The organism is Pantoea sp. BAV 3049 (assembly GCF_009765445.1).
Lineage (GTDB): Bacteria > Pseudomonadota > Gammaproteobacteria > Enterobacterales > Enterobacteriaceae > Erwinia.
The window spans coordinates 1,465,168-1,490,602 of sequence record NZ_WHOY01000031.1 but is presented as its reverse complement, the minus strand read 5'-3'; the positions used below and the strand labels follow the sequence as shown (position 1 = coordinate 1,490,602).

General features: G+C 55.5%; 25 protein-coding genes. 8 read left to right on the top strand and 17 right to left on the bottom strand.

The genetic code is table 11. The features are described 5' to 3' along the window. Positions 1-56 precede the first annotated feature (56 nt). Positions 57-758 (bottom strand): NAD(P)H-flavin reductase, encoded by a 702-nt coding sequence (gene fre / locus GSQ70_RS07665; protein ID WP_158782001.1) that lies wholly within the window; start codon positions 756-758, stop codon positions 57-59. Between the two features lie 25 nt (positions 759-783). Next, positions 784-2,286 carry a 4-hydroxy-3-polyprenylbenzoate decarboxylase gene (gene ubiD, locus GSQ70_RS07660; RefSeq protein ID WP_158782000.1) on the bottom strand — a complete coding sequence of 501 codons (1,503 nt, stop codon included), beginning with the start codon at positions 2,284-2,286 and terminating at the stop codon, positions 784-786. A 118-nt stretch (positions 2,287-2,404) separates the two neighbouring features. Here ubiD and rfaH point away from each other — a divergent pair, with 118 nt between their 5' ends. Beyond that, positions 2,405-2,893: a transcription/translation regulatory transformer protein RfaH gene (gene rfaH, locus GSQ70_RS07655; RefSeq protein ID WP_158781999.1), complete on the top strand. Its 489-nt coding sequence runs from the start codon at positions 2,405-2,407 to the stop codon at positions 2,891-2,893. A gap of 39 nt (positions 2,894-2,932) precedes the next feature. Here the strand turns inward: rfaH and tatD are convergent, their stop codons facing one another. From tatD to udp, 9 genes are all read right to left on the bottom strand, one after another. Continuing rightward, positions 2,933-3,718: a 3'-5' ssDNA/RNA exonuclease TatD gene (tatD, locus tag GSQ70_RS07650; protein WP_158781998.1), complete on the bottom strand. Its 786-nt coding sequence runs from the start codon at positions 3,716-3,718 to the stop codon at positions 2,933-2,935. A 68-nt stretch (positions 3,719-3,786) separates the two neighbouring features. After that, positions 3,787-4,548, bottom strand: coding sequence for a Sec-independent protein translocase subunit TatC (gene tatC, locus GSQ70_RS07645; RefSeq protein ID WP_158781997.1), 762 nt, complete (start codon positions 4,546-4,548; stop codon positions 3,787-3,789). A gap of 2 nt (positions 4,549-4,550) precedes the next feature. Beyond that, a complete protein-coding gene (gene tatB, locus GSQ70_RS07640) occupies positions 4,551-5,177 on the bottom strand; it encodes a Sec-independent protein translocase protein TatB (protein WP_158781996.1) in 627 nt (208 codons plus the stop codon). Positions 5,178-5,180: 3 nt separating this feature from the next. Continuing rightward, entirely contained in the window at positions 5,181-5,426 is a 246-nt protein-coding gene (tatA, locus tag GSQ70_RS07635) for a Sec-independent protein translocase subunit TatA (protein ID WP_158781995.1), read from the bottom strand. Positions 5,427-5,547: 121 nt separating this feature from the next. Next, entirely contained in the window at positions 5,548-7,185 is a 1,638-nt protein-coding gene (gene ubiB, locus GSQ70_RS07630; protein ID WP_158781994.1) for a ubiquinone biosynthesis regulatory protein kinase UbiB, read from the bottom strand. Next, a complete protein-coding gene (locus GSQ70_RS07625; protein ID WP_158781993.1) occupies positions 7,182-7,787 on the bottom strand; it encodes an SCP2 domain-containing protein in 606 nt (201 codons plus the stop codon). The genes ubiB and GSQ70_RS07625 overlap by 4 nt, the downstream gene beginning before the upstream one ends. 12 nt (positions 7,788-7,799) lie before the next feature. Beyond that, positions 7,800-8,555 (bottom strand): bifunctional demethylmenaquinone methyltransferase/2-methoxy-6-polyprenyl-1,4-benzoquinol methylase UbiE, encoded by a 756-nt coding sequence (gene ubiE, locus GSQ70_RS07620; RefSeq protein WP_158781992.1) that lies wholly within the window; start codon positions 8,553-8,555, stop codon positions 7,800-7,802. 74 nt (positions 8,556-8,629) lie between these two features. Continuing rightward, positions 8,630-10,156 carry a DNA recombination protein RmuC gene (gene rmuC / locus GSQ70_RS07615; protein ID WP_158781991.1) on the bottom strand — a complete coding sequence of 509 codons (1,527 nt, stop codon included), beginning with the start codon at positions 10,154-10,156 and terminating at the stop codon, positions 8,630-8,632. A 73-nt stretch (positions 10,157-10,229) separates the two neighbouring features. Continuing rightward, positions 10,230-10,991, bottom strand: coding sequence for a uridine phosphorylase (udp, locus tag GSQ70_RS07610; RefSeq protein WP_158781990.1), 762 nt, complete (start codon positions 10,989-10,991; stop codon positions 10,230-10,232). A 289-nt stretch (positions 10,992-11,280) separates the two neighbouring features. Here udp and GSQ70_RS07605 point away from each other — a divergent pair, with 289 nt between their 5' ends. Continuing rightward, positions 11,281-12,108 carry a dienelactone hydrolase family protein gene (locus tag GSQ70_RS07605; RefSeq protein ID WP_158781989.1) on the top strand — a complete coding sequence of 276 codons (828 nt, stop codon included), beginning with the start codon at positions 11,281-11,283 and terminating at the stop codon, positions 12,106-12,108. A gap of 48 nt (positions 12,109-12,156) precedes the next feature. On the opposite strand, the gene metE is transcribed toward GSQ70_RS07605, so the two are convergent. Then, positions 12,157-14,427, bottom strand: coding sequence for a 5-methyltetrahydropteroyltriglutamate--homocysteine S-methyltransferase (gene metE, locus GSQ70_RS07600; RefSeq protein ID WP_158781988.1), 2,271 nt, complete (start codon positions 14,425-14,427; stop codon positions 12,157-12,159). Between the two features lie 135 nt (positions 14,428-14,562). Between metE and metR the strand changes: the two genes are divergently transcribed. From metR to GSQ70_RS07585, 3 genes are all read left to right on the top strand, one after another. Beyond that, entirely contained in the window at positions 14,563-15,501 is a 939-nt protein-coding gene (metR, locus tag GSQ70_RS07595; RefSeq protein WP_158781987.1) for an HTH-type transcriptional regulator MetR, read from the top strand. Positions 15,502-15,732: 231 nt separating this feature from the next. Next, complete coding sequence (locus GSQ70_RS07590) at positions 15,733-16,212, top strand: DUF1456 family protein (RefSeq protein WP_158781986.1); 480 nt, start codon at positions 15,733-15,735, stop codon at positions 16,210-16,212. A gap of 206 nt (positions 16,213-16,418) precedes the next feature. Next, entirely contained in the window at positions 16,419-16,667 is a 249-nt protein-coding gene (locus GSQ70_RS07585) for a hypothetical protein (protein ID WP_158781985.1), read from the top strand. A gap of 53 nt (positions 16,668-16,720) precedes the next feature. On the opposite strand, the gene GSQ70_RS07580 is transcribed toward GSQ70_RS07585, so the two are convergent. After that, on the bottom strand, positions 16,721-17,581 hold the full coding sequence (locus GSQ70_RS07580) for a carboxylate/amino acid/amine transporter (protein ID WP_158785257.1): 861 nt from the start codon (positions 17,579-17,581) through the stop codon (positions 16,721-16,723). 277 nt (positions 17,582-17,858) lie between these two features. Between GSQ70_RS07580 and glpT the strand changes: the two genes are divergently transcribed. Together glpT and glpQ are read left to right on the top strand one after the other, a co-directional pair. Then, entirely contained in the window at positions 17,859-19,214 is a 1,356-nt protein-coding gene (glpT, locus tag GSQ70_RS07575) for a glycerol-3-phosphate transporter (RefSeq protein WP_158781984.1), read from the top strand. Between the two features lie 22 nt (positions 19,215-19,236). Beyond that, positions 19,237-20,256 carry a glycerophosphodiester phosphodiesterase gene (gene glpQ / locus GSQ70_RS07570; RefSeq protein WP_233268546.1) on the top strand — a complete coding sequence of 340 codons (1,020 nt, stop codon included), beginning with the start codon at positions 19,237-19,239 and terminating at the stop codon, positions 20,254-20,256. 43 nt (positions 20,257-20,299) lie between these two features. Here glpQ and yigL read toward each other — a convergent pair whose 3' ends face one another. Continuing rightward, on the bottom strand, positions 20,300-21,100 hold the full coding sequence (gene yigL / locus GSQ70_RS07565; protein WP_158781982.1) for a sugar/pyridoxal phosphate phosphatase YigL: 801 nt from the start codon (positions 21,098-21,100) through the stop codon (positions 20,300-20,302). A 77-nt stretch (positions 21,101-21,177) separates the two neighbouring features. Next, positions 21,178-22,170 carry a lysophospholipase L2 gene (gene pldB, locus GSQ70_RS07560; protein ID WP_158781981.1) on the bottom strand — a complete coding sequence of 331 codons (993 nt, stop codon included), beginning with the start codon at positions 22,168-22,170 and terminating at the stop codon, positions 21,178-21,180. Between the two features lie 113 nt (positions 22,171-22,283). Between pldB and rhtB the strand changes: the two genes are divergently transcribed. After that, a complete protein-coding gene (gene rhtB / locus GSQ70_RS07555; RefSeq protein ID WP_158781980.1) occupies positions 22,284-22,907 on the top strand; it encodes a homoserine/homoserine lactone efflux protein in 624 nt (207 codons plus the stop codon). 32 nt (positions 22,908-22,939) lie between these two features. Here the strand turns inward: rhtB and rhtC are convergent, their stop codons facing one another. Beyond that, complete coding sequence (rhtC, locus tag GSQ70_RS07550; protein ID WP_158781979.1) at positions 22,940-23,566, bottom strand: threonine export protein RhtC; 627 nt, start codon at positions 23,564-23,566, stop codon at positions 22,940-22,942. Positions 23,567-23,591: 25 nt separating this feature from the next. Continuing rightward, positions 23,592-25,418, bottom strand: a complete 1,827-nt coding sequence (gene recQ, locus GSQ70_RS07545; RefSeq protein WP_158781978.1) for an ATP-dependent DNA helicase RecQ — start codon at positions 25,416-25,418, stop codon at positions 23,592-23,594. Positions 25,419-25,435 lie beyond the last annotated feature (17 nt).

Sequence of the window (25,435 nt, the reverse complement as noted above, 5' to 3'; positions counted from 1 at the left end):
CGCCTGTCAGGGGCGGGTTTTTTCATTCAGGGGCAGAGTGCTCCACCCCTGAAAAATCAGATGAAAGCGAAGGCATCGCCGTACATCTGATCCTCTTTAGCTCCGCGCTCGGCACAGAAACGTTCCCGGGCAATTTTCGCCATATCAAAACGTCCGGCAATATAGATGTCATGACCGGCCAGACTGCCGTAATCATTCATCACCGCCGTCAGCACCGTGCCATTACGCCCTTCCCAGCCCGGTTCAGGCTGTTCGACCACCGGAATGATCTTCAGATTAGGATGCTTGACCGCCAGCGCTTCCAGCTCTTCCATATCATAGAGGTGCTTCAGCTCGCGGCCGCCCCAGTAGAGCGCGATATCGCGATCCGACTGCTGCGACAGGGCAGTGAGCAGGATTGAACGCGCGTAAGAGAAGCCCGTACCCCCCGCAATCAGGATCAGCGGACGATCGCCCTCTTCCCGCAGCCACGCATCACCGTGCGGAATATCCACGGTGATTTTTCGCTGCTGCTGGATCCGCTCCATCACCGCCATGGCGTAGAGGTTCAGCTCCGAGGCACCAATGTGCAACTCAATGATGTCTTTTTCCATCGGCGTGGATGCCAGGGAGAACGGACGCTTGTCCCGCTCATCCATCACCACCATCAGATACTGACCGGCACGGAAGCTGAAGTCGGCCTCTGGCACCATCCGTACCCGGTAAACGGTATCGGTAATTGCTTCTACCGAGATCACTTTACAGCTTAACGTTGTCATGCGTTCCCTCTGTCGGGTCGAACAATTATTTGCCGGGCGCAGTTTTGCGCCCGGGCGTCTTACTGAAGATAGCTAACTCATCCCAGATCGCATCAATTTTTGCCGTAACGGCAGGATCTTTGCGGATCGGGCGGCCCCACTCGCGCTGGGTTTCCCCCGGCCACTTGTTGGTGGCATCCAGGCCCATCTTGGAGCCAAGGCCGGAAACCGGCGAGGCAAAATCCAGATAGTCGATTGGCGTGTTTTCTACCAGCACCGTGTCTCTGGCCGGATCCATACGTGTGGTAATCGCCCAGATCACGTCATTCCAGTCGCGCGCGTTCACGTCATCATCGCAGACAATAACAAATTTCGTGTACATAAACTGGCGCAGGAATGACCAGACGCCCATCATCACCCGCTTGGCGTGGCCTGCATACTGCTTTTTCATGGTGACCACGGCCAGCCGGTAGGAACACCCTTCCGGTGGCAGATAGAAATCCACAATCTCCGGGAACTGCTTCTGCAGGATCGGGACGAAGACTTCATTCAGCGCCACACCCAGCACTGCAGGCTCATCCGGCGGACGGCCAGTGTAGGTTGAATGATAGATTGCATCCTGGCGCTGCGTAATGTGCGTGACGGTAAATACCGGGAAGCTATCCACTTCATTGTAGTAACCGGTGTGGTCGCCATAAGGGCCTTCCGGTGCCATTTCACCCGCCTCGATATAGCCTTCCAGCACGATTTCAGCGCTGGCCGGAACTTCAAGGTCGTTGGAGATGCACTTCACCACTTCGGTTTTGGTGCCACGCAGCAGTCCGGCGAAAGCATATTCCGACAGGGTATCCGGCACCGGCGTCACCGCGCCGAGAATGGTCGCCGGATCGGCACCCAGCGCCACAGCTACCGGGAATCGTTCACCGGGATGCTGCTGTGACCACTCCTGGAAATCCAGCGCGCCGCCACGATGCGACAGCCAGCGCATAATCAGCTTGTTTTTGCCAATGACCTGTTGACGGTAAATCCCGAGATTTTGCCGCTCTTTGTGCGGCCCACGGGTGACCGTCAGGCCCCAGGTGATCAGCGGAGCCGCATCTTCCGGCCAGCATTTCATCACCGGAATTTTGTGCAGATCCACCTCTTCGCCCTGCCAGATTTGCTGCTGGCAGGGAGCATCCCGCAGGCGTTTGGTCGGCATATTCAGGACCTGTTTCCACTGCGGAATTTTGTCGAAGAAATCACGGAAGCCCCGCGGTGGTTCTGGCTCTTTCAGGAAAGCGAGTAACCGACCCACGTCACGCAGTGCCGTCACATCCTCCTGGCCCATGCCTAACGCCACCCGGTCCGGCGTACCGAACAGGTTACAAAGCACTGGCATGCTATAACCTTTGGGATTTTCGAATAACAGCGCCGGGCCGCCAGCCCGCAGGGTGCGGTCGGCAATTTCGGTCATTTCAAGATCGGGATCGATCTCTTGCGTAATGCGTTTTAATTCTCCGCGCTGTTCAAGCAGAGAAAGGAAGTCGCGTAAGTCGTGGTATTTCATGACTTCTCATCAATACGGTCAGTGAATCGGCCATTATAGGGAGGATTAAAGCAGGATGCTTAGTTTTTCGAGTCGGATTTTGTTATTCTTAACGTCCCTGTAATTGTGAAGTGACGTTATGGAATCCTGGTATTTACTTTATTGCAAACGTGGGCAGCTGCTGCGCGCGAAAGAACATCTTGAGCGCCAGGCGGTGCATTGCCTCAGCCCGATGATTGCATTAGAGAAATTGGTACGTGGCAAGCGCACTCAGGTAAGCGAACCGCTGTTCCCGAACTATCTGTTTATTGAGTTCGATCCGGAAGCCATCCACACCACCACCATCAGTGCAACCCGTGGAGTCAGCCATTTCGTTCGCTTTGGCAGCCTGCCCGCTAACGTGCCGTATGATGTGATCGCCGCTTTGCAAGCCGATCAGCCCGAAACGCTGGTCGATCCCGATCTGCCGCAGCCGGGTGACCGGGTCATTATCACTGCGGGCGCTTTTGAAGGATTGAAGGCGATTTTTACCGAGCCGGACGGCGAAGCGCGTTCCATGCTGCTGCTTAACCTGCTGAATAAGCAAATCATGCGCAGCCTGGACAACAAACAATTCCAGAAGCTCTGAGGCTTCTTCTCCGCCTGCTGCCCGCCGCGTTTACACTGGCTAAACGGTCAGCCTGAACAATTCCCGGGCATTACGGTCGCACTGCTGTCCCAAAGCTGGCGCCTCCTCACCACGTAACGCCGCCACCTGCTCAACAATATGCGGTAAAAAACAGGGTTCGTTGCGGCGTGATACCGGGCGGGGACGCATATCACGCGGGATCAGATATGGTGCATCTGTTTCCAGCAGCAGGCGATTCTGTGGTATCAGCGGCATCAAATCGCGCAGTTCCATCCCGCGACGCTCGTCGCACACCCAGCCAGTAATTCCGACATAAAGTCCTGCAGCCAGGCAGGCTTCCAGCTCTGCACGGGTGCCGGTAAAGCAGTGGATCACCGCACCGGCCAGTTTCGGCAGCCACGGCGTCAGGATAGCCATAAAGCGGTCGTGCGCTTCGCGGCAGTGGAGAAAGACGGGCAGTCCCACCTCTGCGGCCAGCGCCAGTTGAGCATCGAAGGCGTAGGCCTGCTGCTCGGGTTCGGAGACATTACGGTTAAAATCCAGCCCGCACTCGCCAATCGCCACCACCTCCGGGCTTTCAGCCAGACGCTTCAGCGTGGCCGCCGTTTCTCCTGACCATTCACTGGCGTGATGAGGATGGACGCCCGCGGTTGACCAGCAATAGCCCGGACGGCGTGTGGCCAGGCTCTGCGCCTGCTGGCTTTCCAGCGCGTTGGTCCCGGTGATCAGTAAACCGGTCACCCCTGCATCTTTCGCACGTTTAACGACATGATCGCGATCTTTCGCGAACTGCGTGCTGGTCAGGTTAACCCCGATATCAAACATAGCTTGTTCCAAACAGTAACCGCCCTTTCGGGCGGTTATTTCACTTCAACGAGGCGGAGCCAGAAAAGCTATTCTTCGGTCCCGGCTTCATCCTGGTCGTTGTCTTTACGCCCTTTGCCAACGTAGAAGCGGGCGAAGAACACTCCCACTTCAAACAGGCAATACATTGGGATTGCCAGAAGCGTCTGCGAGAAAACATCCGGTGGCGTCAGTAACATGCCCACCACAAAAGCGCCGACCAGTACGTATGGGCGCTTTTTCTTCAGTTCTTCAGGTGTTGTCACGCCGGTCCAGCACAGCAACACAATGGCAATCGGCACTTCAAAGGAGACGCCAAACGCCATAAACAACGCCATCACAAAATCGAGGTAGTTGTTGATGTCGGTAGCGATCACCACGCCCTGAGGGGCGGTCTTGGCAAAGAAGCCAAAGGCCAACGGAAAGACAACAAAGTAGGCGAAAGCCATCCCCACATAAAATAGGAATGAACTGGAAAACAGCAGAGGCATAACCAGCCTGCGCTCATGCCGGTACAGCGCAGGCGCAATAAAGGCCCAAATCTGATAGAGGATCACCGGCACCGCAAGGAACACTGAGACAATCATCGTCAGCTTGATCGGAGTGAAGAACGGCGAGGCCACATCGGTCGCGATCATGCTGGCACCCGCTGGCATCTGTCTGATCAGCGGTGCAGAAACGATCTGGTAGATATCATTGGAGAAGTAAGCCAGGCAAAGAAAAATCGCCACAACGGCGATGATGCAGTTCAGCAGACGCTTACGGAGTTCAATCAAATGACTGATAAGCGGTTGGGTATCTTCAACAGCCATGTTTAACGTTGCTCTCCCGGTTGAGTGGTGGAAGCAGGAGCACGGCTGGACAGGATTGAAGGTTCCGTGCCTGTCGCTGCCACAGGCACCGGCTTAGCAACTGCCGCAGATTTCTCCGCTGGCGCACTGGCCGCTTCAGAGACGTGCACCACCGGTTCAGCGGTTACTGCCGGCGCGGTTGCAGCCTGAGGACTCGCGGGCGCTTCAGGCGCCTGCACCGGCGCGCTGGCCTGATGGTCAGCATCCGCTGGCGTTACGCCATCGTGAGATTCGGCAGGTTTTTTCACTAACGGATTATGGATAGTGTTGGCTTCATCATCGGCTTTTTCGTTCTCGCCCAGGTAGGAGCGCTTCATAGATTCCGCCGACTGCTTCAACTCTTCCATTGAGGCTTTCAGCTCTGGCGTCAGGCTGTTTTTACTCGCCTCTTCGACCTTTTTCAGGCTGTCCTGCAGCTCCTGCAATTTCAGCTCCTGAGCCAGTTCATTCTGCACGCTGGTTGCCAGCGATCGCAGAGCGCGGATCCAGCCAACGACGGTTCTGACCGCCACCGGTAAACGCTTGGGACCCAGCACCACAAGCCCGATGACGAAGACCAATATCAGTTCACTAAAGCCTATGTCGAACACGGTTTATACCTTGTCGTTCTTAACGTCTTCTTTCCTGGCTTCTGTCTGCTGTTTGTCAGCCAGTTTGGCATTGAAATCAGCATCATCGGCGTGTTTTTTTTCATTCTCATCTTCATCGCTCATGGCTTTTTTAAAGCCCTTGATGGATGACCCCAGATCGGAACCCATGGTACGCAATTTATTGGTGCCAAAGAGAAGAACCACAATTACGGCAATAATTAATAACTGCCAGATACTTATACCGCCCATATTTTGCCTCTGATAATCAGTTGTAATGCCAGTTTTGCAGTATATAACAGCTCAGGGCGCGCTGACGATGAACAAAGCAACGCCAGCTAACTCCTCAGGCCCTTTTTACTTTTCATGACAATCAGACCGTTTTTCGCCAGCCTATCAGCCAGGTCACCAGTCCGGCAGCGATCATTGCTGCGGAAATCAGATCCCATTGTGGCCGGGTCAGCAGTATCGCCGTTCCGCTCAGCAACAGGGTTGCACCCACCCCGAACAGGTAACGCGACTGATGCTGCCTGACGCGCTCCCCTTTCAAATCGGTGGTCAACTTATCCACGCTGTGCTGCAAATGCTTGTGCTGACGGAGGCTGTCGTAAAATAATTCAGGCAGTTCTGGCAGTTTTTCCGCCCAGAACGGAGCCTTTTCCTTCAGCGCCCGGACGATAGCCGGGATGCCGATCTGATCTTTAATCCAGTCTTCAAGGAACGGTTTGGCGGTTTTCCACAGGTCAAGCTGCGGATACAGCTGCCGTCCCACCCCTTCAACATACAGTAATGTTTTCTGCAGGAGAACCAGCTGAGGCTGAACTTCCATATTGAAGCGGCGTGCGGTGTTGAATAAATTCAGCAGCACGTGGCCGAAAGAGATCTCCGCCAGCGGCTTTTCAAAAATAGGCTCGCAGACCGTGCGGATGGCAAATTCAAAATCTTCCACATTGGTGTCTGGCGGAACCCAGCCAGAATCCACGTGCAGCTCGGCCACCTTGCGATAATCGCGGTTGAAGAAGGCGATGAAGTTCTCCGCCAGGTAGCGCTTGTCTTCTTTGTTCAGCGACCCGACGATGCCGCAGTCGATCCCAATATACTGCGGATCTTCCGGGTGGTCATAGCTGACGAAGATATTGCCGGGATGCATATCAGCATGGAAAAAGCTGTCGCGGAACACCTGGGTGAAGAAGACCTGCACGCCGCGCTCGGCCAGCAGCTTCATGTTGACGCCCTGCTGCTCAAGCTGCACCACATCATTTACCGGAATACCGTAAATGCGCTCCATCACCAGCATGGTTTCGCTGCAGTAGTCGGAGAAGATTTCCGGCACATAGAGCATTTTGCTGTTGTCGAAGTTCCGGCGCAGCTGGATGGCGTTTGCCGCTTCACGCAGCAGGTTCAGCTCGTCGATCAGGGTTTTCTCGTAATCCGCCACCACTTCCTGCGGGCGCAGACGGCGGCCATCAGGCAGCAAGCGCGGTACCCAACGGGCCATACGTTTGATCAGCCGCATATCCGCTTTGATCACCGGTAAAATATCCGGACGGATTACTTTGATCACCACTTCCTGACCGTTTTCTTTCAGTATGGCGGTATGCACCTGAGCAATGGAAGCGGAAGCCAGCGGTTTGATCTCGAAATCATCAAAACAGGTTTCCACTCCGCAGCCAAGCGACTGTTCAATCTGTTGTTTTGCCAGCACGCCATCAAACGGCGCAACACGGTCCTGCAGCATCGCTAACTGATCGGCTATGTGCGGCGGGAACAGGTCACGACGGGTGGACATCATCTGGCCGAACTTGATCCACACCGGCCCCAGTTGCTCTAACGCCAGACGTAAACGCTCACCCAACGGCTGGCTCTTGTGCTGGTTCGGCATCCAGAAGAGGCACTTGCGCCACAGGCGCAGCGGCAGCGCCAGCCGGGTTTTCGGGATCAGCTCATCAAGGCCGTAACTGAGGAAAATGCGGATGATAAAGTAGAGGCGACGTAGTTCTCCGAAGGTCATTTGCCCTCCAGCGCGTTCAGTCGGGCTTCCAGAGCGGAGAGTTCGCGAGACGTCGCGTCCACCTCTTCCGCAAACCAGGCCAGCTCGAGATTACCGGGCGCCAGACGCCACTCTTCCGTCAGCGCCTGGCTCAGGTAGCCCTGTTTGCGCTTCAGGTCGCCACTGAAAAACTGCACACCCCGGCGGGCAAACTGGCTGACGCCCTGAGCAACAATATCCCCGGTCCACGGCGCGAGGTACTCAGCCGGATCCAGTTCAGCCAGATCGATCAGCGCAGAGAACTGCTGCACAACCTGCAGATCCCCTGTCACTTCCAGCTCGCCGCTGCGGATCAGGCTGGTTAATTGTTGACGATCGCGCAGCTTACGCAGCGTGGCAAGCCGGGTTTTCACCAGGCAATCCGGCGTGTCATTCCAGTCACCAATCACATCCACCTGCTTTTCACTGAAGATGAACGTGATCGGCTGTTTCAGCTCAGCCAGCTCAATTGCCAGGCTTTTGCCATTCAGGCGTTGACGTGCTGCTTTCAGGCCGCGATCGCGATACAAAACCTGATTAAGTGCTGTTTCCAGCCCCGCGGTTAACAGCGGCGTTAAGGTCATGCGCTTTCCTGTTTAGAACTTGAACCCGCGGTGCAACGCTACGATGCCACCGGTGAGATTATGATAGGTGGTGTTTTCGAAGCCGACGTCTTCCATCATCTGTTTCAGCGTCTCCTGATCCGGATGCATACGGATGGATTCTGCCAGATAACGATAGCTTCCGGCGTCCTTCGCCACCAGCTCGCCAATGCGCGGCAGGATATGGAAAGAGTAAGCGTCATAAGCTTTGTTCAGCGGTTCCAGCACTGGCTTTGAGAACTCCAGCACCAGCAGACGTCCGCCCGGCTTGAGCACGCGAAACATTGAGGCCAGAGCCTTCTCTTTTTCGGTGACGTTACGCAGGCCAAAGGCGATAGTAATGCAGTCGAAGTAGTTATCCGGGAAAGGCAGCGCTTCCGCGTTGGCCTGAACGTAGTTCACATTGCCAACGATACCGATATTACGCAGCTTTTCGCGGCCCACTTTCAGCATTGAGCTGTTGATATCGGCCAGCACCACTTCGCCAGTCTCGCCCACCAGGCGCGAGAATTTTGCCGTGAGGTCACCGGTACCACCCGCCAGATCCAGCACTCGCTGGCCGCGACGCACGCCGCTGCAGTCGATAGTGAAACGCTTCCAGATGCGGTGAATACCGAACGACATCAGATCGTTCATCAGGTCATATTTGGCCGCAACGGAATGGAAAACATCAGCCACCATTTCAGCTTTGTCGCTTTTGGCTACGGTCTGGAAGCCAAAATGGGTGGTGTCCTTTGATTCATCTGCCATTTGTTTTGCCTGCTCTGCAATCAATATTCTGCCAAGTGTATCAGAGTCGCGCAGGTCAGGCACGGCCTTGCGGTTTATTCATTCACGCGCGCTGACCCACTTTTTTCCTCTGCGTCAAAGAGCCCGTCATTCCACTCATCCTCTGACTCTTCAGGGGTTTCCGGCATCGCCTGCTCGACCAGTCGGGGATTGATTGGCCGTTTCACCTCCACCCCTAACTGGCGGAAGCTTTCGGTCTGGGCAATCAGATTACCTCGCCCTTCCGACAGCTTTTTCATCGCCTGTCGGTAGCTGTCCTGCGCCCGGTCCAGGTTCTGCCCCATTGCCGACATGTCATCGACAAACAGGCGCATTTTGTCATACAGCTTCGCTGCCCGGTCGGCAATTCGCTGGGCATGGCGGCTCTGATGTTCATAGCGCCACAAATTATTAATGGTGCGCAGCGCCACCAACAGCGTGGTTGGGCTGACCAGCATAATATTCAGGTTCAGCGCTTCGTTGATCAGCTCGGGCTGGCGATCGATGGCTAACAGGAAGGCCGGTTCAACCGGGATAAACATCAACACATAATCCAGCGAGCGTAAACCGGGCAATTGTTGATAATCTTTACGGCTCAGCAGGCGGAGATGGCCCCTGATGGCGGCGATATGCTCACTGATGGCCGCTTCCCGCGTAGCCTCATCCTCGCCGTTAAAATAGCGTTCGTAGGCGACCAGCGTCATCTTGGCATCAATGACCACGTCCTTGCCCTGCGGCAGGCGCACGATAACGTCCGGCTGCATGCGCCCGTTCTGTTCCAGCTGGATATTGACCTGGGTTTCGTACTCATGGCCTTCCCGCAGGCCGGAAGCTTCCAGCACCCGGCTCAGCACCACTTCTCCCCAGTTGCCCTGGGTTTTATTATCGCCTTTCAGCGCTTTAGTAAGGTTAATCGCTTCCTGCGCCATCTGCGCGTTGAGCTGCTGAAGGTTACGGATTTCATGGGAGAGGGTGTGACGCTCACGAGCTTCCTGGCCGAAGCCTTCCTGCACCTGGCGACGGAAGCCTTCCAGCTGCTCTCGCAGCGGTGCGATCAGGCCATTAAGGCTCTGCCGGTTTTGTTCATCGACCCGGCGGCCACTGTTTTCAAAGATGCGATTTGCGAGGTTTTCAAACTGGGCGTTGAGGCGCTGCTCGCTATTGGTCAGCAGGCGCTGCTTCTCCTCTGCCGCCATGCGCGTCTCTTCCAGACGGATGGTGACTTCGCGAAGCTCCGCTTCCTGAGCGCTGCTGATTTCCAGCTGGTTGCGCAGCTCACGGGTAAGCTGCTCGGCTTCATGACGCCAGTGGTCGAGGTGATGCAGCTTTTCCTGCGCGGCAGAGAGTGAGCCGTGCAGCTGGCGCAGCTCCAGCTCGTTCTGTTTTTGCGCCTGCTGCTGATCTTCAATTTGCTGAACCAGCCGTCCACGCTCCTGCTGTAACTGTTCGGCCGACTGCAGCAGCAGCAGCCGTTCCGTTTCCTGCCGGGCTGAAAGCCGCTGGCTTCTGAACGAGGCAATTAACCAGCCTGCCAGCAGCCCGGCCAGGCCAATACAGATGCCGTAACTGATTGTTGCATCCACGCTATTTCTCCCGCACGTACTTAACTACGGGAAAAGGTAGAGCGGCACTGTATGAATGTCCAGATAAAAACGATCAGAGCAGCTTACGGGCAGCGTCAACCACAATACGCACTGCATCGCTTTCGGTTTTCTTCATCATTTCCGCATCAGGGATTTCCTGCTGAGTGCGATTTACGATGACCCCGGCCACCATACCGGCACGCAGGCCCTGGCTGGCGCACATGGTCAGCAAGGTTGCCGATTCCATTTCATAGTTCAGCACGCCCATCTGCTGCCACTCTTTCATCGAGTTCTGGAAGCGGCTGACGACCCGGCCGGAATAAGTGTCGTAACGCTCCTGCCCCGGATAGAAGGTATCTGAGGAAGCGGTGATGCCGATATGGGTTTTGGCCCCGGCCTCTTTAGCGGCTTCGACCAGTGCGGTAGTACAGGCAAAGTCTGCCACTGCCGGGAATTCCAGCGGGGCAAAGTGCAGGCTGGCACCGTCCAGACGCACCGATCCGGTCGTCACCAGCACGTCACCGACATTGATTTCTGGCTGGATGGCACCAGTAGTACCGACGCGCAGGAACGTACGCACACCCAGTTGAGCCAACTCTTCCACGGCGATAGAGGTGGAAGGGCCGCCAATTCCGGTGGAGCAGACGATCACGGCTTTGCCGCCAATCTCGGCACGCCAGGTGGTGAATTCCCGGTGGGAAGCCAGATGCACGGCATTGTCCATCAGTGCGGCAATTTTCTTAACCCGCTCGGGATCGCCAGGCACGATGGCCAGAGTAGCTCCCTGCAAATCTGCTTGTGTTAAACCCAGGTGAAAAACGTCTGACTGTGCCATTGCAAACTCCTGTGACGGCAAAAGGTGGCGCGAGGTAGGAGCGCCACAGTAACGGAAATCTGACCGGTATTGTGTGAGAGGACTCACTATGCATAATGAAAGTTACATCAAATATGCATAAAAGAGTGATATCACTCACATTTAATCACTCTTTCCTCCCGGCGTGCCACAACTTGCCCCGCCGGATCCTCTTTGCCAGTGGTAAAGATGAGAAGAGAGCAAGCACCTGGCCCAAACGTAATCCTGGCTATAGTTAGCTGATTGCGCTAATGCATGCACGGAGAGGACAATGAAAACCGAAGATAATATGACTCAAAAAATGAGCAATAATGGGTTCGCTCCTGCGGTATCGCCTGCCGCATCGACTACCATCACGACCGAAAGTGACGCCATCCTGTCTGGAGAAACCTCCATCCCGACTCAGGGTGAAAACATGCCCGCGTTTCACGCAAAGCCCCGTTACGCCAGCGGCCCCCTGCCGGTGATTCTGGTGGTGCAGGAGATCTTTGGCGTGCATGAGCATATTCGCGATATCTGCCGCCGTCTGGCGCTGGACGGTTATATGGCGATAGCGCCGGAACTCTACTTCCGTCAGGGCGATCCTCAGGATTACAACGATATTCCGACGCTGTTTAGTGAGCTGGTCAGCAAAGTGCCGGATTCTCAGGTGCTGGCCGACCTGGATCACGTGGCCAACTGGGCCTCCCGCCACGGCGGCGATATGCGCAATATGGCCGCGACCGGCTTCTGCTGGGGCGGGCGGATCACCTGGCTGTACGCCGCGCACAATCCACAGCTGAAGGCTGCCGTGGCCTGGTACGGCAAGCTGGTCGGTGATAAAACCATGAAGCAGCAGAAGCAGCCGGTCGATATCGCTGTCGATCTGACTGCGCCGGTGCTGGGTCTGTACGGTGGGAAAGATGACAGCATCCCGCAGGATACGGTGGAAACTATGCGCCAGGCGCTGCGGGCAGCCAATTCAAAATCTGAAATCGTGGTCTATCCTGATGCCGGACACGCTTTCAATGCCGACTACCGCCCCAGCTATCACCAGGAGTCCGCGAAGGATGGCTGGCAGCGGATGCTGGCGTGGTTTAAGCAGCACGGCGTGGAATAACCATTAAAAAGGGCGCCTGACGGCGCCCTGAGCACAACTACACTGAAATCAGGCTTCTGCTTTACGCAGGTTCTGCGCCGCTTTCACCATGTTAGCCAGCGCCTGACGAGTTTCCGTCCAGCCGCGTGTTTTCAGGCCACAGTCCGGGTTCACCCACAGACGCTCACCGGGAATGCGCTGTGCGGCTTTCAGCAGCAGCTCCTCCATCCATTCTACGGTCGGCACGTTAGGTGAGTGAATGTCATATACGCCCGGGCCAATTTCATTCGGATATTCAAACTCTTCGAACGACTCCAGCAGCTCCATATCTGAGCGGGACGTTTCGATGGTGATCACATCCGCATCCAGTGCCGCAATGGAATCCATGATGTCGTTGAACTCGCAGTAACACATGTGGGTGTGGATCTGCGTATCGTCCTGCGCCACAGCGGCGTTCAGACGGAAGGCATCAACGGCCCACTCCAGGTACGCGGCCCAGTCGGACTGACGCAGCGGCAGGCCTTCACGCAGGGCTGGCTCATCAATCTGGATGATGCCGATACCGGCTTTTTCCAGATCTTCCACTTCATCACGCAGCGCCAGAGCAATCTGTTTGGCGATGATTTCACGTGAAACGTCTTCACGTGGGAACGACCAGCACAGAATGGTGACCGGACCGGTCAGCATACCCTTGACCGGTTTTTCGGTCAGAGACTGGGCATACTTCGCCCACTCAACGGTGATGGCTTCAGGACGGCTGACATCGCCGATAATCACCGGTGGCTTCACGCAGCGTGAACCATAGCTCTGCACCCAGCCGTTCTGGGTAAAGGCAAAGCCGTCCAGGTTCTCACCGAAGTATTCAACCATGTCATTACGTTCCGCTTCGCCGTGAACCAGCACGTCCAGCCCTAAGCGCTCCTGCTCCACGATGGCCTGCCTGATATGCTCAGCGATGCCGGTGCGGTAGTGGCTGCCATCCAGGCGGCCCTGTTTGAAGTCCAGGCGCAGGCTGCGGATCTCAGTGGTCTGTGGGAAAGAGCCAATGGTGGTGGTTGGCCATGCCGGCAGCTGGAAGCGATCGCGCTGGGCTTTGGCACGCACGTTGTAGCTGCTGTCGCGCTGGCTGTCTTTCGCCACAATTGCCGCCAGACGTTTGCCAACCGCAGCATTGTGAACGCGGGTTGAGTTACGACGGGCACGGATTGGCGCGCTCCACGCTTCCAGCGACTGCGGATTGTTGTTGTTCAGCGCGTTGCTCAGTAGCGACAGCTCGGCACATTTCTGCAGGGCGAAGGCAAACCAGCTTTTCACCTCATCGTCCAGGCGGGTTTCAGTGCTGAGATCGATTGGGCTGTGCAACAGTGAACAGGATGAACCAATCCACAGCTGCTGGCGCTTACCGGCCAGAGGCTGCAGACGTTCAAACCAGCTGCTCAGATCCGCACGCCAGACATTTCGACCGTTGATTACCCCAACGGACAGCAGCCAGTCGGCAGGCACTTTGTCATTCAGCACGGCGATATCGTCTTTACCGTGAATGAGATCAACGTGCAGACCCTGTACTGGCAGCGCACGGATGGTGTCGATGTTGGTGCCAGCGCTTTCGAAGTAGGTAGTCAGCAGCAGTTTGGTTTTACCCTGCAAGGCTTCATAAGCCGGTTTGAAGGCGTTCAGCCACTCCGGTGGCAGCTCCAGCACCAGCGCAGGTTCGTCGATCTGCACCCATTCGATGTCGCGCTTAGCCAGGGCGTGTAGCACCTGCTGGTATACCGGCAGAATGTCTTTCAGCAGGCTCAGGCGATCAAACTGCTCGCCTTTCACTTTGCCCAGCCACAAATAGGTTACCGGACCTAACAGAACAGGTTTCACTTTGTGGCCCAGGGTCAGTGCTTCATCCACTTCATCCAGCAATTGAGTCCAGCTCAGCTTGAACTGCTGACCTTGAGTGAACTCAGGCACCATGTAGTGATAGTTGGTGTTAAACCATTTGGTCATTTCAGCCGCGGCTGCCGGTTCACCGGTTGGTGCACGGCCACGGCCCAGACGGAATAAGGTATCCAGATCGACAGAACCGTCTTTGTTCTGGTGACGGGCAGGCACGTTGCCGAGCAGCAGGCTGGTGGTCAGGACATGATCGTACCAGGCGAAATCGCCAACCGGCACCAGGTCCACACCGGCCTGTTTCTGCTGCTGCCAGTGGCGGGCACGCAGTTCACGGCCAACAGCCAGCAGTTCTTCCTGAGTGCTGTTCCCTGCCCAGTAGCTTTCCTGAGCTTTTTTCAGTTCGCGGCGCAGCCCAACACGTGGGAAGCCGAGCGTATGGTTCAGTATTGTCATCAGTTCTTTCCTCAGTTGCCGCCCATTGTCGTTGCAATCAGGCTTTTAGACGTCCAGATGTTTACACATCTATAATCAGCAGGTACTGTAATAACCACAAGCGCAAATTGTTCATTGTCGATGTGAAGGACTCTCATGATCGAACTCAAACACCTGCGGACGCTGCAGGCGCTGCGAAATACTGGTTCGCTGGCCGCTGCGGCGGCGCAGCTCCATCAAACGCAGTCGGCGTTATCCCATCAGTTCAGCGACCTGGAACAGCGTCTGGGCTTTCGTTTATTCGTGCGCAAAAGTCAGCCGCTGCGCTTTACGCCGCAGGGTGAAATTCTGCTGCATCTCGCCGAGCAGGTACTGCCGCAGATCCAGCATGCGTTGCAGGCCTGTCATGAGCCGCACCAGACCACGCTGCGCATCGCCATTGAGTGCCACAGCTGCATTCAGTGGCTGACCCCGGCGCTGAGCAACTTCCGCCAGAGCTGGCCGCAGGTGGTAATGGATTTCAAATCCGGCGTAACCTTTGACCCGCAGCCTGCACTGCAACAGGGCGAGCTGGACGTGGTGCTGACCTCGGATATCCTGCCGCGCAGCGGGCTGTTCTATTCACCGATGTTTGATTTTGAGGTGCGTCTGGTGCTGGCTCCGGACCATCCGCTGGCGCAGGTTGAACATATTTCACCTGAGGATCTGGCGAATGAAGTACTGATGATCTATCCGGTGCAGCGTCAGCGCCTGGATATCTGGCGGCATTTCCTGCAGCCTGCGGGCGTCAGCCCGGCATTGAAAAGTGTCGATAACACGCTGCTGTTGATTCAGATGGTCTCCGCCGGGATGGGGATTGCCGCGCTGCCGCATTGGGTGGTGGAAAGCTTTGAACATCAGGGACTGGTGGTAACCAAAACCCTGGGAGATGGCCTGTGGAGCCGCTTATACGCTGCAGTGCGCGACGGTGAGCAGCGCCAGCCGGTCGTGGAAGCCTTTATCCGCTCTGCCCGCCAGCATGCCTGCGATCACCTGCCGCTGGTGCGGGATGCCTCGCAGCCGGGGACACCGCTGCCCTCGCCTCTGCCGCTCTGAATGCATCGCCAGCGTTTTGCTGGCGGTTTTGCTGGCGGTTTTCCTGTTTCTGCCGCCCTCTTATCTATAGCCAAAATAATTGGAGTTGCAGCAAGGCGGCCAGCGAGCAAATCCCCAGGAGCTTACTCAAGTAAGTGACTGGGGTGCGCTCGTGCAGCCAACACAGCTGCAACTTCAAGTATGAAGGGTATATAATGCGCCCAATGCCCTTTGTTCCCTGATGAGAGTTTTATGACTAATAACGACGTCCTGCGCAGCGTGCGCTACATGCTTCAGTTAAACGATGCCCAGGTTGTAGCCATCCTGGCACTGGCCGACACTGAAGTCTCCGAAGCCGAAGTGCACAGCTTTCTGAAGAAAGATGATGAGCCCGGCTTCCGTGCCTGCCCGGATGTGGTGATGGGTTATTTTCTTAACGGCCTGATTTTCCAGCGTCGCGGCAAAAGCGAGGACGCGCCGGAGCCGTCGATTGAACGCAAGATGACCAATAACATCATCGTGAAGAAACTTCGCGTGGCGTTCGATCTGAAAACAACCGATATCCTTGAGATCCTCAAGCTGGCGGATTTTGCTGTCGGTCAGTCTGAAATTGGGGCGATTTTCCGCAAGCCGGGCCATAAAAATTACCGTGAGTGCGGTGACCAGATTTTACGTAATTTCCTGAAAGGGCTGACCATGAAAGTTCGTCCTTCTGCCAGCAAACCAGCCTGAATTTAACGGCAGCCTCAGGGCTGCCCATTATTTCTGTTTTAAAATAATACTACTGTTATTTAAGAAACAATAAAACCTCCCACTTCCAATCATTCCATAAGATTTTAAGCAAGCATTTAATATAATTTGACTTATCCATTGCGCAGCAATAATCTTTTAAGGGGCCCCAAACCAATTAAATAAATCACCATGAAAAGGAATTAATCATGAGAGAACTGAACGTTTCTGAAATTAATGAAGTCAGCGGCGCAGGTAAAATCCAGGACGGAGCGGCTAATTTTTTCGGTTCGCTTTTTACCAATATTTTTAAATCCGCTTCTTCTGCACTGACCGATCTGGGATACACCGAGGATCAGGCTTCTGCAGCAGGCCAGGATCTGGGCAGCCGCATTGGCGGTCTGATTGAAACTCAGATTAATAAAGTGATTGATGCGCTTGGTTCACTGGTTAAATAAATCACCAGCAAACAACATCGGGAAGTTTTAACCTTCCCGATGTCTAATAATATTTAAACCGTGCTCTTTTTAATTATCCAGTGTCGGTGAACCCATAACGATGAAAATATAACCGCTGAGCCAATAATGAAACTTGGCCAGTGCGGCTGCTGTTGCCAGATCGCCAAATTAACCAGCAGTCCGGCAGGCACATGCATATTATTCATAATCCCCAGCGTACCCGCATCCACCTGAGTTGCACCGTAGTTCCACATAAAATAGCCCAGACCAGAAGCCGCAACCCCCAGCCAGATCAGAATGCCCCACTGGAAGGTAGTGGTCGGTAATTTATGCGGATTTCCCCACAGGAACCAGGCCACTATCGCCACGCTGACCGCACCGATATAGAACCATGAAAAGGCTGTATGCTGCGGCATCGGACGTGTTTCCTGCAGGCGCTTGTAACCCACCATGCCCACCGCAAAACAGATATTGGCCAGCTGGACCAGCAGCAGACCAAACCAGAAGTGATCGCTGACTTTGTCATAACGGATAATGGCTGCACCCGCCACCGCCAACAGCGCGCTGAGCGCATAACCAAATCGAATGCCGCGCCCTGCCAGCAAATCATAAATAAGTGTCACATACAGCGGCGTCATCACGGTAAACAGCAACAGCTCCGACACGCTGAGATAGAGATAAGCCTGGAAGCTGATGAGATACATGATCCCCAGTTGCAAAGCTCCCACCGCCATATACAGCAACAGCGTTGAAGCCCTGTACCCACGCCAGCGCAGGAACGGCAGAAACACGACAGCGGCCAGCAGCAGGCGGATCAGGACCGAGAACCAGGTATCTACCTGCCCGGCCAGATATTCGCCAATCAGGCTGAAGGAAAATGCCCACAAAATTGTGGTGACAATCAGTAGCGTCACAATAGAAAACTCTGCAGTGAAAAGTGCGGCCAGTGTAGCGAAAATCAGTAACCTGCAGGAAACTATCTGGTTGACATGTGCGTAATTCATAATCAGACAAATTCGCAAACTGTCATAAAAATGTAACATTTGCGTGACCCTTCACACTCCTGAACGCCGTTTACCCTTATCCTCTGCGCGAAATGGAACATATCGTTCTGCGATAACGAGCATTAAGTTTCCATAACGCGCCAGCAGGCGTGAATAAAGAGAATAAACTGCGCCATTGGAGGCCACCATGTTAAGTATTTTTAAGCCAGCAGCACATCAACATCGGGTTGATGCCGCTAAGGTAGATCCGCTCTACCGCAAACTACGCTGGCAAATTTTTCTGGGGATATTTTTCGGTTATGCCGCTTACTATCTGGTGCGCAAAAACTTTGCGCTGGCGATGCCGTATCTGGTTGAGCAGGGATTTTCACGCGGCGACCTCGGCTTCGCCCTGTCGGGAATTTCCATCGCCTATGGTTTTTCCAAGTTCATTATGGGCTCCGTCTCAGACCGCTCTAATCCCCGCGTTTTCCTGCCTGCCGGGCTGATCCTTGCCGCGGCGGTGATGCTGTTTATGGGGTTCGTTCCCTGGGCCACTTCCAGCATTATGGTGATGTTTGTGCTGCTGTTCCTGTGCGGCTGGTTCCAGGGCATGGGCTGGCCACCCTGCGGCAGGACTATGGTCCACTGGTGGTCGCAGAAAGAGCGCGGTCGTATCGTCTCGGTGTGGAACTGTGCTCATAACGTTGGCGGGGGGCTTCCGCCGCTGCTGTTCCTGCTGGGAATGGCCTGGTTTAACGACTGGAAAGCCGCGCTGTATATGCCCGCATTTGGTGCCATCCTGGTGGCGATTATCGCTTTTGCCCTGATGCGCGATACGCCGCAATCCTGTGGCCTGCCGCCGATTGAAGAGTACAAAAATGACTATCCGCCGGACTACGATGAGAAACATGAAGAGGAACTGACGGCGAAGCAGATCTTTATGCAGTACATCCTGCCGAATAAACTGCTGTGGTATATCGCCCTGGCCAACGTGTTCGTTTACCTGCTGCGTTACGGCATCCTCGACTGGTCCCCAACCTATCTGAAAGAAGTGAAGCACTTTACGCTGGATAAATCCTCCTGGGCTTACTTCCTGTATGAGTACGCGGGTATTCCCGGCACGCTACTGTGCGGCTGGATGTCGGACAAAGTGTTCCGTGGCAATCGTGGTGCAACCGGCGTGTTCTTTATGATCCTGGTGACCATCGCGACGGTTATCTACTGGATGAACCCGGCGGGCAATCCCGGTGTGGATATGGCCTGCATGATCGTGATTGGCTTCCTGATTTATGGTCCTGTCATGTTAATCGGTTTACATGCTCTGGAACTGGCACCGAAAAAAGCCGCAGGTACGGCCGCAGGCTTCACTGGACTGTTCGGTTATCTCGGTGGCTCTGTCGCCGCCAGCGCCATTGTCGGCTACACCGTCGATTTCTTCGGCTGGGATGGCGGGTTTATGGTGATGATTGGCGGCAGCGTGCTGGCAGTCGTTCTGCTGATTATGACCATGATCAGTGAGAACCAACACAAGCAACAGCTGGCGGAGAAAAATGATGCTTAAAACGCTGATAGCAACCCTGATAATGGCTTCTTCACTGTGCGCAATGGCCGCCGGAGAAGAGAAGATTGTAATTGCCCATCGTGGCGCCAGCGGCTATCTGCCGGAGCATACTCTGCCGGCAAAAGCGATGGCTTACGCTCAGGGAGCGGACTTTCTTGAGCAGGATCTGGTGATGACCAAAGACGACCAGTTGGTGGTGCTGCATGACCACTACCTGGACCGTGTGACTGACGTCGCCGATCGCTATCCTGACCGTGCACGCAAGGATGGCCGTTACTACGCCATCGACTTTACCCTCGCCGAGATTAAAGGCCTGAAATTTACCGAAGGCTTTACGGTGAAGAATGGTCAGAAAGTGCAGACCTTCCCGGACCGCTTCCCGATGGGCAAATCTGATTTTCGCGTGCATACCTTTGCGGAAGAGATCGAATTTATTCAGGGCCTGAACCACTCCACCGGTAAAAACATCGGCATCTATACCGAAATCAAAGCACCGTGGTTCCACCGCCGGGAGGGCAAGGATATCTCGGCAAAAGTGCTCGACGTGCTGAAGCAGTACGGTTACACCAGCAAAAGCGACAATGTTTACCTGCAGTGCTTCGACTACAACGAGGTGAAGCGCATTAAAACGGAGCTGGAGCCGCAGCGCGGCATGAACCTGAAAATGGTGCAGCTGATCGCCGAGACTAAATGGGATGAAACCCAGGAACAGAAAAACGGTAAGTGGGTGAACTACAGCTACGACTGGATGTTCAAACCTGGCGCGATGAAAACCCTGTCACAGTACGTTGACGGTATCGGGCCGGATTATCACATGCTGGTGGCAGAAGGTACCAAGAAAGGCCATATCAGCCTGACTAATATGGTAAAGGAAGCCCATCAGAGCGGTCTGGTGGTACATCCTTACACGGTGCGCGCCGACCAGTTACCTGACTGGGTTGATAATGTCGATCAGCTCTATGAGGTGCTTTACCATCAGGCCGGGGTGGACGGGTTGTTTACCGACTTCCCGGACAAAGCCCTGCACTTCCTGCAGCGCTGACCGGCTTCCGCCCCTGAGCTATCAGGGGCGGGAACCGCACAGATCAAACGTTGTACAGCTTACGCAGATAATTCGGCACCGCGTTATCCGCGTTGCTGCCAATCACTTCCAGCGCCGGCAGTAAATCCTTCAGACGCTGATGAGAGTTGCTCATAATGCAGCCCTTTCCGGCCATGCTCAGCATCTCTTTATCGTTCATGCCGTCGCCAAAGGAGATGCAATCTTTCAGGCTGTAGCCCAGTATTTGCGAGACCGCATCCAGCGCATGACCTTTAGAGACACCACCCGCCATCACTTCCAGACAGGTCGGCAGCGAGAAGCTAACGTTAACCCTGTCGCCCCAGCGGGCAATCAGCGCCTCTTCCAGCGGGACCAGCTTGTCCGGATCGCCGCAGGTGAAGAACACCTTGCTGATACCGTCCGTCGGCAGTGAGCCTGGCTGATAGATCTGATAGTTGAAGTCGGACTCACGGAAAAAGTCCATCTCTTCAGGGCGATGGCGATTAAGGAACCACTCTTCATCACGGTAAATATTGGTGAAGATATCCGGGTTGCTGTGGTGCATGGCAAACAGCTCAAGAGCGATGTCTTCATCCAGGTTATGGCTGAAAATCAGCTCTCCGGCGGTGTTGTGCACGCGCGCGCCGTTTGAGGTGATCATAAAGGCATCAATTCCCAGGCTGTCACGCATCTGCGCCACATCGATATGATGGCGACCAGTAGCAAAAATAAAACTCACCCCTTTGCGGGTCAGCAACTGTAGCGTTTCGCGGGCAAAAGGAGATAAACGGTGATCCGGAGACAACAGGGTGCCATCAAGATCGGAAGCAACGATAGGGTACATAAAACCTCTGGTTAATCTGTTATCGGGGTGCCTGTTGCTCCCCCCGCTAATGGAATCCACATCTGAGTGGTGCAAAATCAGGAATGCCGGGCAAAAAATGCCACGATGGCCTCCAGCGCTTCGGCACGCATGCTGTCTTTTTCAAATAAGATCTCATGACGCGCACCGTTGATAACCTGCGGTTTACCCCCTTCACAGGGCTGCCCCGCGGCGGTCATAGCCTGGCAGAAAAGATCCTGGGCCCGGTTATCAACCACCTTGTCGCTGCCTGCCTGCAACAGCAGCAGCGGTGTGGAAATGTCTTTTGCTTTACTGATAATACTTTGTCCTGCCAGCATCCCTTCCCGCACCCAATGGTAGGTGGGGCCGCCAACCCGCAATCCCGGATCGTCCGCGTAAAAACGTAGGTTGCGCCGGTAACGCTCGTGGCTGTGGGTCAGTTGATTAATGCCAAACGGACGCGGCCGCCATTTTCCGGTCCCTATCGCATAACCATCGCGGAAGGTCGGGCGCTTTTCCGCCCAGTCCAGAATATGGTTTGCCATCCACTGCGGCATTGGCAGGTATATGCCAAACATCGGCGAAGCCAGCACCGCGGCATCAAAGGCTTTCGGCTGCCTGGCGATCATCAGCGCCATGATCGCCCCACCCATCGAGTGCGCCAGCGCATAGCGATGACGATAATGGCGGCTGGCGATCTCTTTCAGATACAGCGTTTCGAGATCGTCGACGTAATGATCGAATGCTTCCACGTGCCCACGGTGGGAATCCTGCAGAAGCCGCCCGGACCGCCCCTGTCCGCGATGATCGATAATCACCACATCATAGCCGCAATGAAACAGATCGTAGGCCAGTTCCGGATATTTCACATAGCTTTCAATACGCCCCGGGCACAGCAGGATAACTTTGTCATGTTGCGGCGAGATGAAACGGACATAGCGAATCGTGACGTTATCGACTCCGGCGAACTCACCCTCTTCCCGGCTCTGCCAGAAATCAAGCAGCGGGCCGGTTGCAAATGCCGCGAACGCTTTTTCTCGCGTTGGCCAGCCGTTATTCTGCTTACCCATCGGCTAACTCTCTTTAGCTCTCATCGCCCGGAATGACCTGCAGTCCTCCCGTAGCGCAACCGTCAACAATGACGTATTGTGTCATACTTCTGCGAGTTCAGGGAGCGTTACCCATGACCATCGAATGGTGGCTGGCCTATCTTTTAACCACCAGTATCTTAAGTCTTTCACCCGGTTCCGGTGCAATCAACACCATGAGTACCGGCATCAGCCATGGCTATCGCGGGGCGGTGGCTTCCATATCCGGCCTGCAGGTCGGGCTGGCGGCGCATATTGTGCTGGTCGGCATTGGCCTGGGGGCACTGTTTTCCCAGTCGGTGCTGGCCTTTGAAATTCTGAAATGGGCCGGGGCCGCTTATCTGGTCTGGCTGGGCATTCAGCAGTGGCGTTCCGGCGGTGGGATCGACCTGCAGGCGGTGGCAAAGGCTATGCCACGTCGCCGACTATTCAAACGTGCGGTGCTGGTAAACCTGACCAATCCGAAGAGCATCGTCTTCCTGGCCGCGCTGTTCCCGCAGTTCATCATTCCGCATCAGCCGCAGGCGATGCAGTATCTGGTGCTGGGTGCCACCACGGTGGTGGTCGATATTCTGGTGATGATTGGCTATGCCACGCTGGCCACGCGCATTGCGGGCTGGATTAAAGGACCAAAGCAGATGAAGCTGCTCAATCGGACGTTTGGCGGGATGTTTATGGCAGTAGGCGCGCTGCTGGCTTCTGCCCGGCGCGTTGCCTGAATGAAAAGGCCGGGTTATCCCGGCCTGAACTCTTAGCGTGACAGGATCAGGTGAATGCCGAATCCGGCAAACAGCGCCCCGGCAACGCCATCAATCCACTTCGCCGCTCGCTGATAGCCACGGCGCATCGCTGGCAGCGCAAAGATGCTGGCGACCAGAGTGAACCACGCAAAGGTCTCAGCGATAATCAGCAGAAACAGGCCCCAGCGCGCACCCGATCCCACATCATCACCGACAAACAGAGAGAACACGCTGCCAAAGTATATAACGGCCTTCGGGTTCGCCAGATTGGTCAGGAAGCCTCTCATCAGGCTGCGTCCATTGCGCGACAGTTCTACTGCTTTCTCCTGCGGTGGCAGAGGATTCTTATGCTGCTGACGTGCTGAGCGCAGCATCTGCCAGCCCATCCACAACAGATATAATCCTCCCGCCACCATGATGATCTGGTGCAGCCATGCCATCTTTTGCAGGATCAGATTCAGGCCCATCAGCGCCACGCCTGCCCAGATGACAATCCCCATGGTGATCCCCAGCACGCCCAGCATCGCCTCTTTACGCGAGCGGCTTGCCGCCGTTTGCGACACAAAGAAGAAGTCCGGACCCGGGCTCATCAGAGCCACAAGGTGCACCAGCGCAACGGTCAGAAACAACATCAGCATTTTCTCTTCCTTAAATACGGGGGAACTACTCTTCGCCGTCAACGTGCTCGCGGATCATCACCATAAATGGTTTTCCGAAACGTTCCAGCTTGCGCTGGCCGATACCGTTAACGCTGAGCATTTCAGAAGCCGTCAGCGGCATCTGCTCGGCCATCTCAATCAGCGTGGCGTCGTTGAATACCACATAAGGCGGAATGTTTTCTTCATCGGCAATGGCTTTACGCAGTTTGCGCAGCTTGGCAAACAGCTTACGGTCGTAATTGCCGCCGAAAGATTTTTGGTTGTTGCTGCGCGGCTTGATGCTGACCAGGCGCGGCACGGCCAGCATCAACGGGGATTCTCCGCGCAGTACCGGGCGGGCGGCTTCCGTCAGCTGCAGGGCCGAATGCATGGCGATATTTTGCGTCACCAGGCCGAGGTGGATCAACTGACGCAGTACGCTGACCCAGTGCTCATGACTCTGCTCGCGGCCGATGCCATACACTGGCAGCTTGTCATGCTGCATATCACGGATGCGCTGGTTGTTGGCTCCGCGCAGGATCTCCACGATGTAGCCCATCCCGAAGCGCTGACCGACGCGGTAGATGCTTGACAGCGCTTTCTGCGCCTCTACCAGGCCATCATAGCGACGTGGCGGATCGAGGCAGATATCACAGTTATCACAGGGCTGCTGACGGCCTTCGCCGAAGTAGTTCAGCAGCACCAGACGACGGCAGGTTTGCGCCTCGGCGAAAGCCCCCATCGCATTCAGCTTGTGGCGTTCAATATCCTGCAGCGGCCCGGGCGCTTTCTCATCCAGACAGCGACGCAACCACGCCATGTCCGCCGGATCGTAAAGCATCAGCGCTTCAGCTGGCAGACCATCACGCCCTGCGCGGCCGGTTTCCTGATAGTAGGATTCGATATTGCGAGGAATGTCGAAGTGCACCACGAAGCGAACGTTCGGTTTATTGATGCCCATACCAAATGCCACCGTAGCCACCACGATTTGCAAATCATCACGCTGGAAAGCTTCCTGCACCTGAGCACGGTGCGCGTTATCCATCCCGGCGTGATAGGCCCCAACGCTGAGACCCCGGCTTTGCAAACGGGCAGCGGTGTCTTCCACCTTAGCCCGACTGTTGCAATAAATGATGCCGCACTTGCCGCGCTGGTCCTGTACGTAACGGATTAGCTGCTCGGTCGGCTTGAACTTCTCCACCAGCGTATAGCGGATATTGGGGCGGTCGAAGCTGCTGACCTGGATCAGCGGATCGTTCAGCTGCAGCAGGCGCACAATGTCGTTACGGGTCGTTTCATCTGCGGTGGCGGTCAGCGCCATCACCGGCACCTCAGGTAACCGCTGACGCAGCTGCCCGAGCGCGCCGTATTCAGGACGGAAATCATGGCCCCACTGAGAGATACAGTGGGCTTCATCCACCGCCAGCATCGCCGGGTTCCAGTGCAGCAGGTTGTCGAGGAAGTTGTCCATCATCAGCCGCTCAGGGGCGATGTAAAGCAGCTTAACCCGACCGGTACGGCAACCAGCCAGCACTTCCTGCTGCTCTTCCCGCGTCTGGGTGGAGTTCAGGCAGGCCGCCGCCACGCCGTTAGCCAGCAGCTGATCCACCTGATCTTTCATCAGAGAAATCAGCGGCGACACCACCAGCGTCAGCCCTTCCCGAACCAGCGCCGGGATCTGGTAGCAAAGCGATTTGCCGCCGCCGGTCGGCATGACCACCAGGCAGTCACGCCCTTTCAGCGAGGCCTGAATAATGGTTTGCTGACCCGGACGGAATTGCTGGTAGCCGAAGGTATCCTGTAAAACCTGCTCCGCCAGCGCTTCCTGATCAATCACTGCAGCCGTAGACACGTATTCCCCAAATCTGA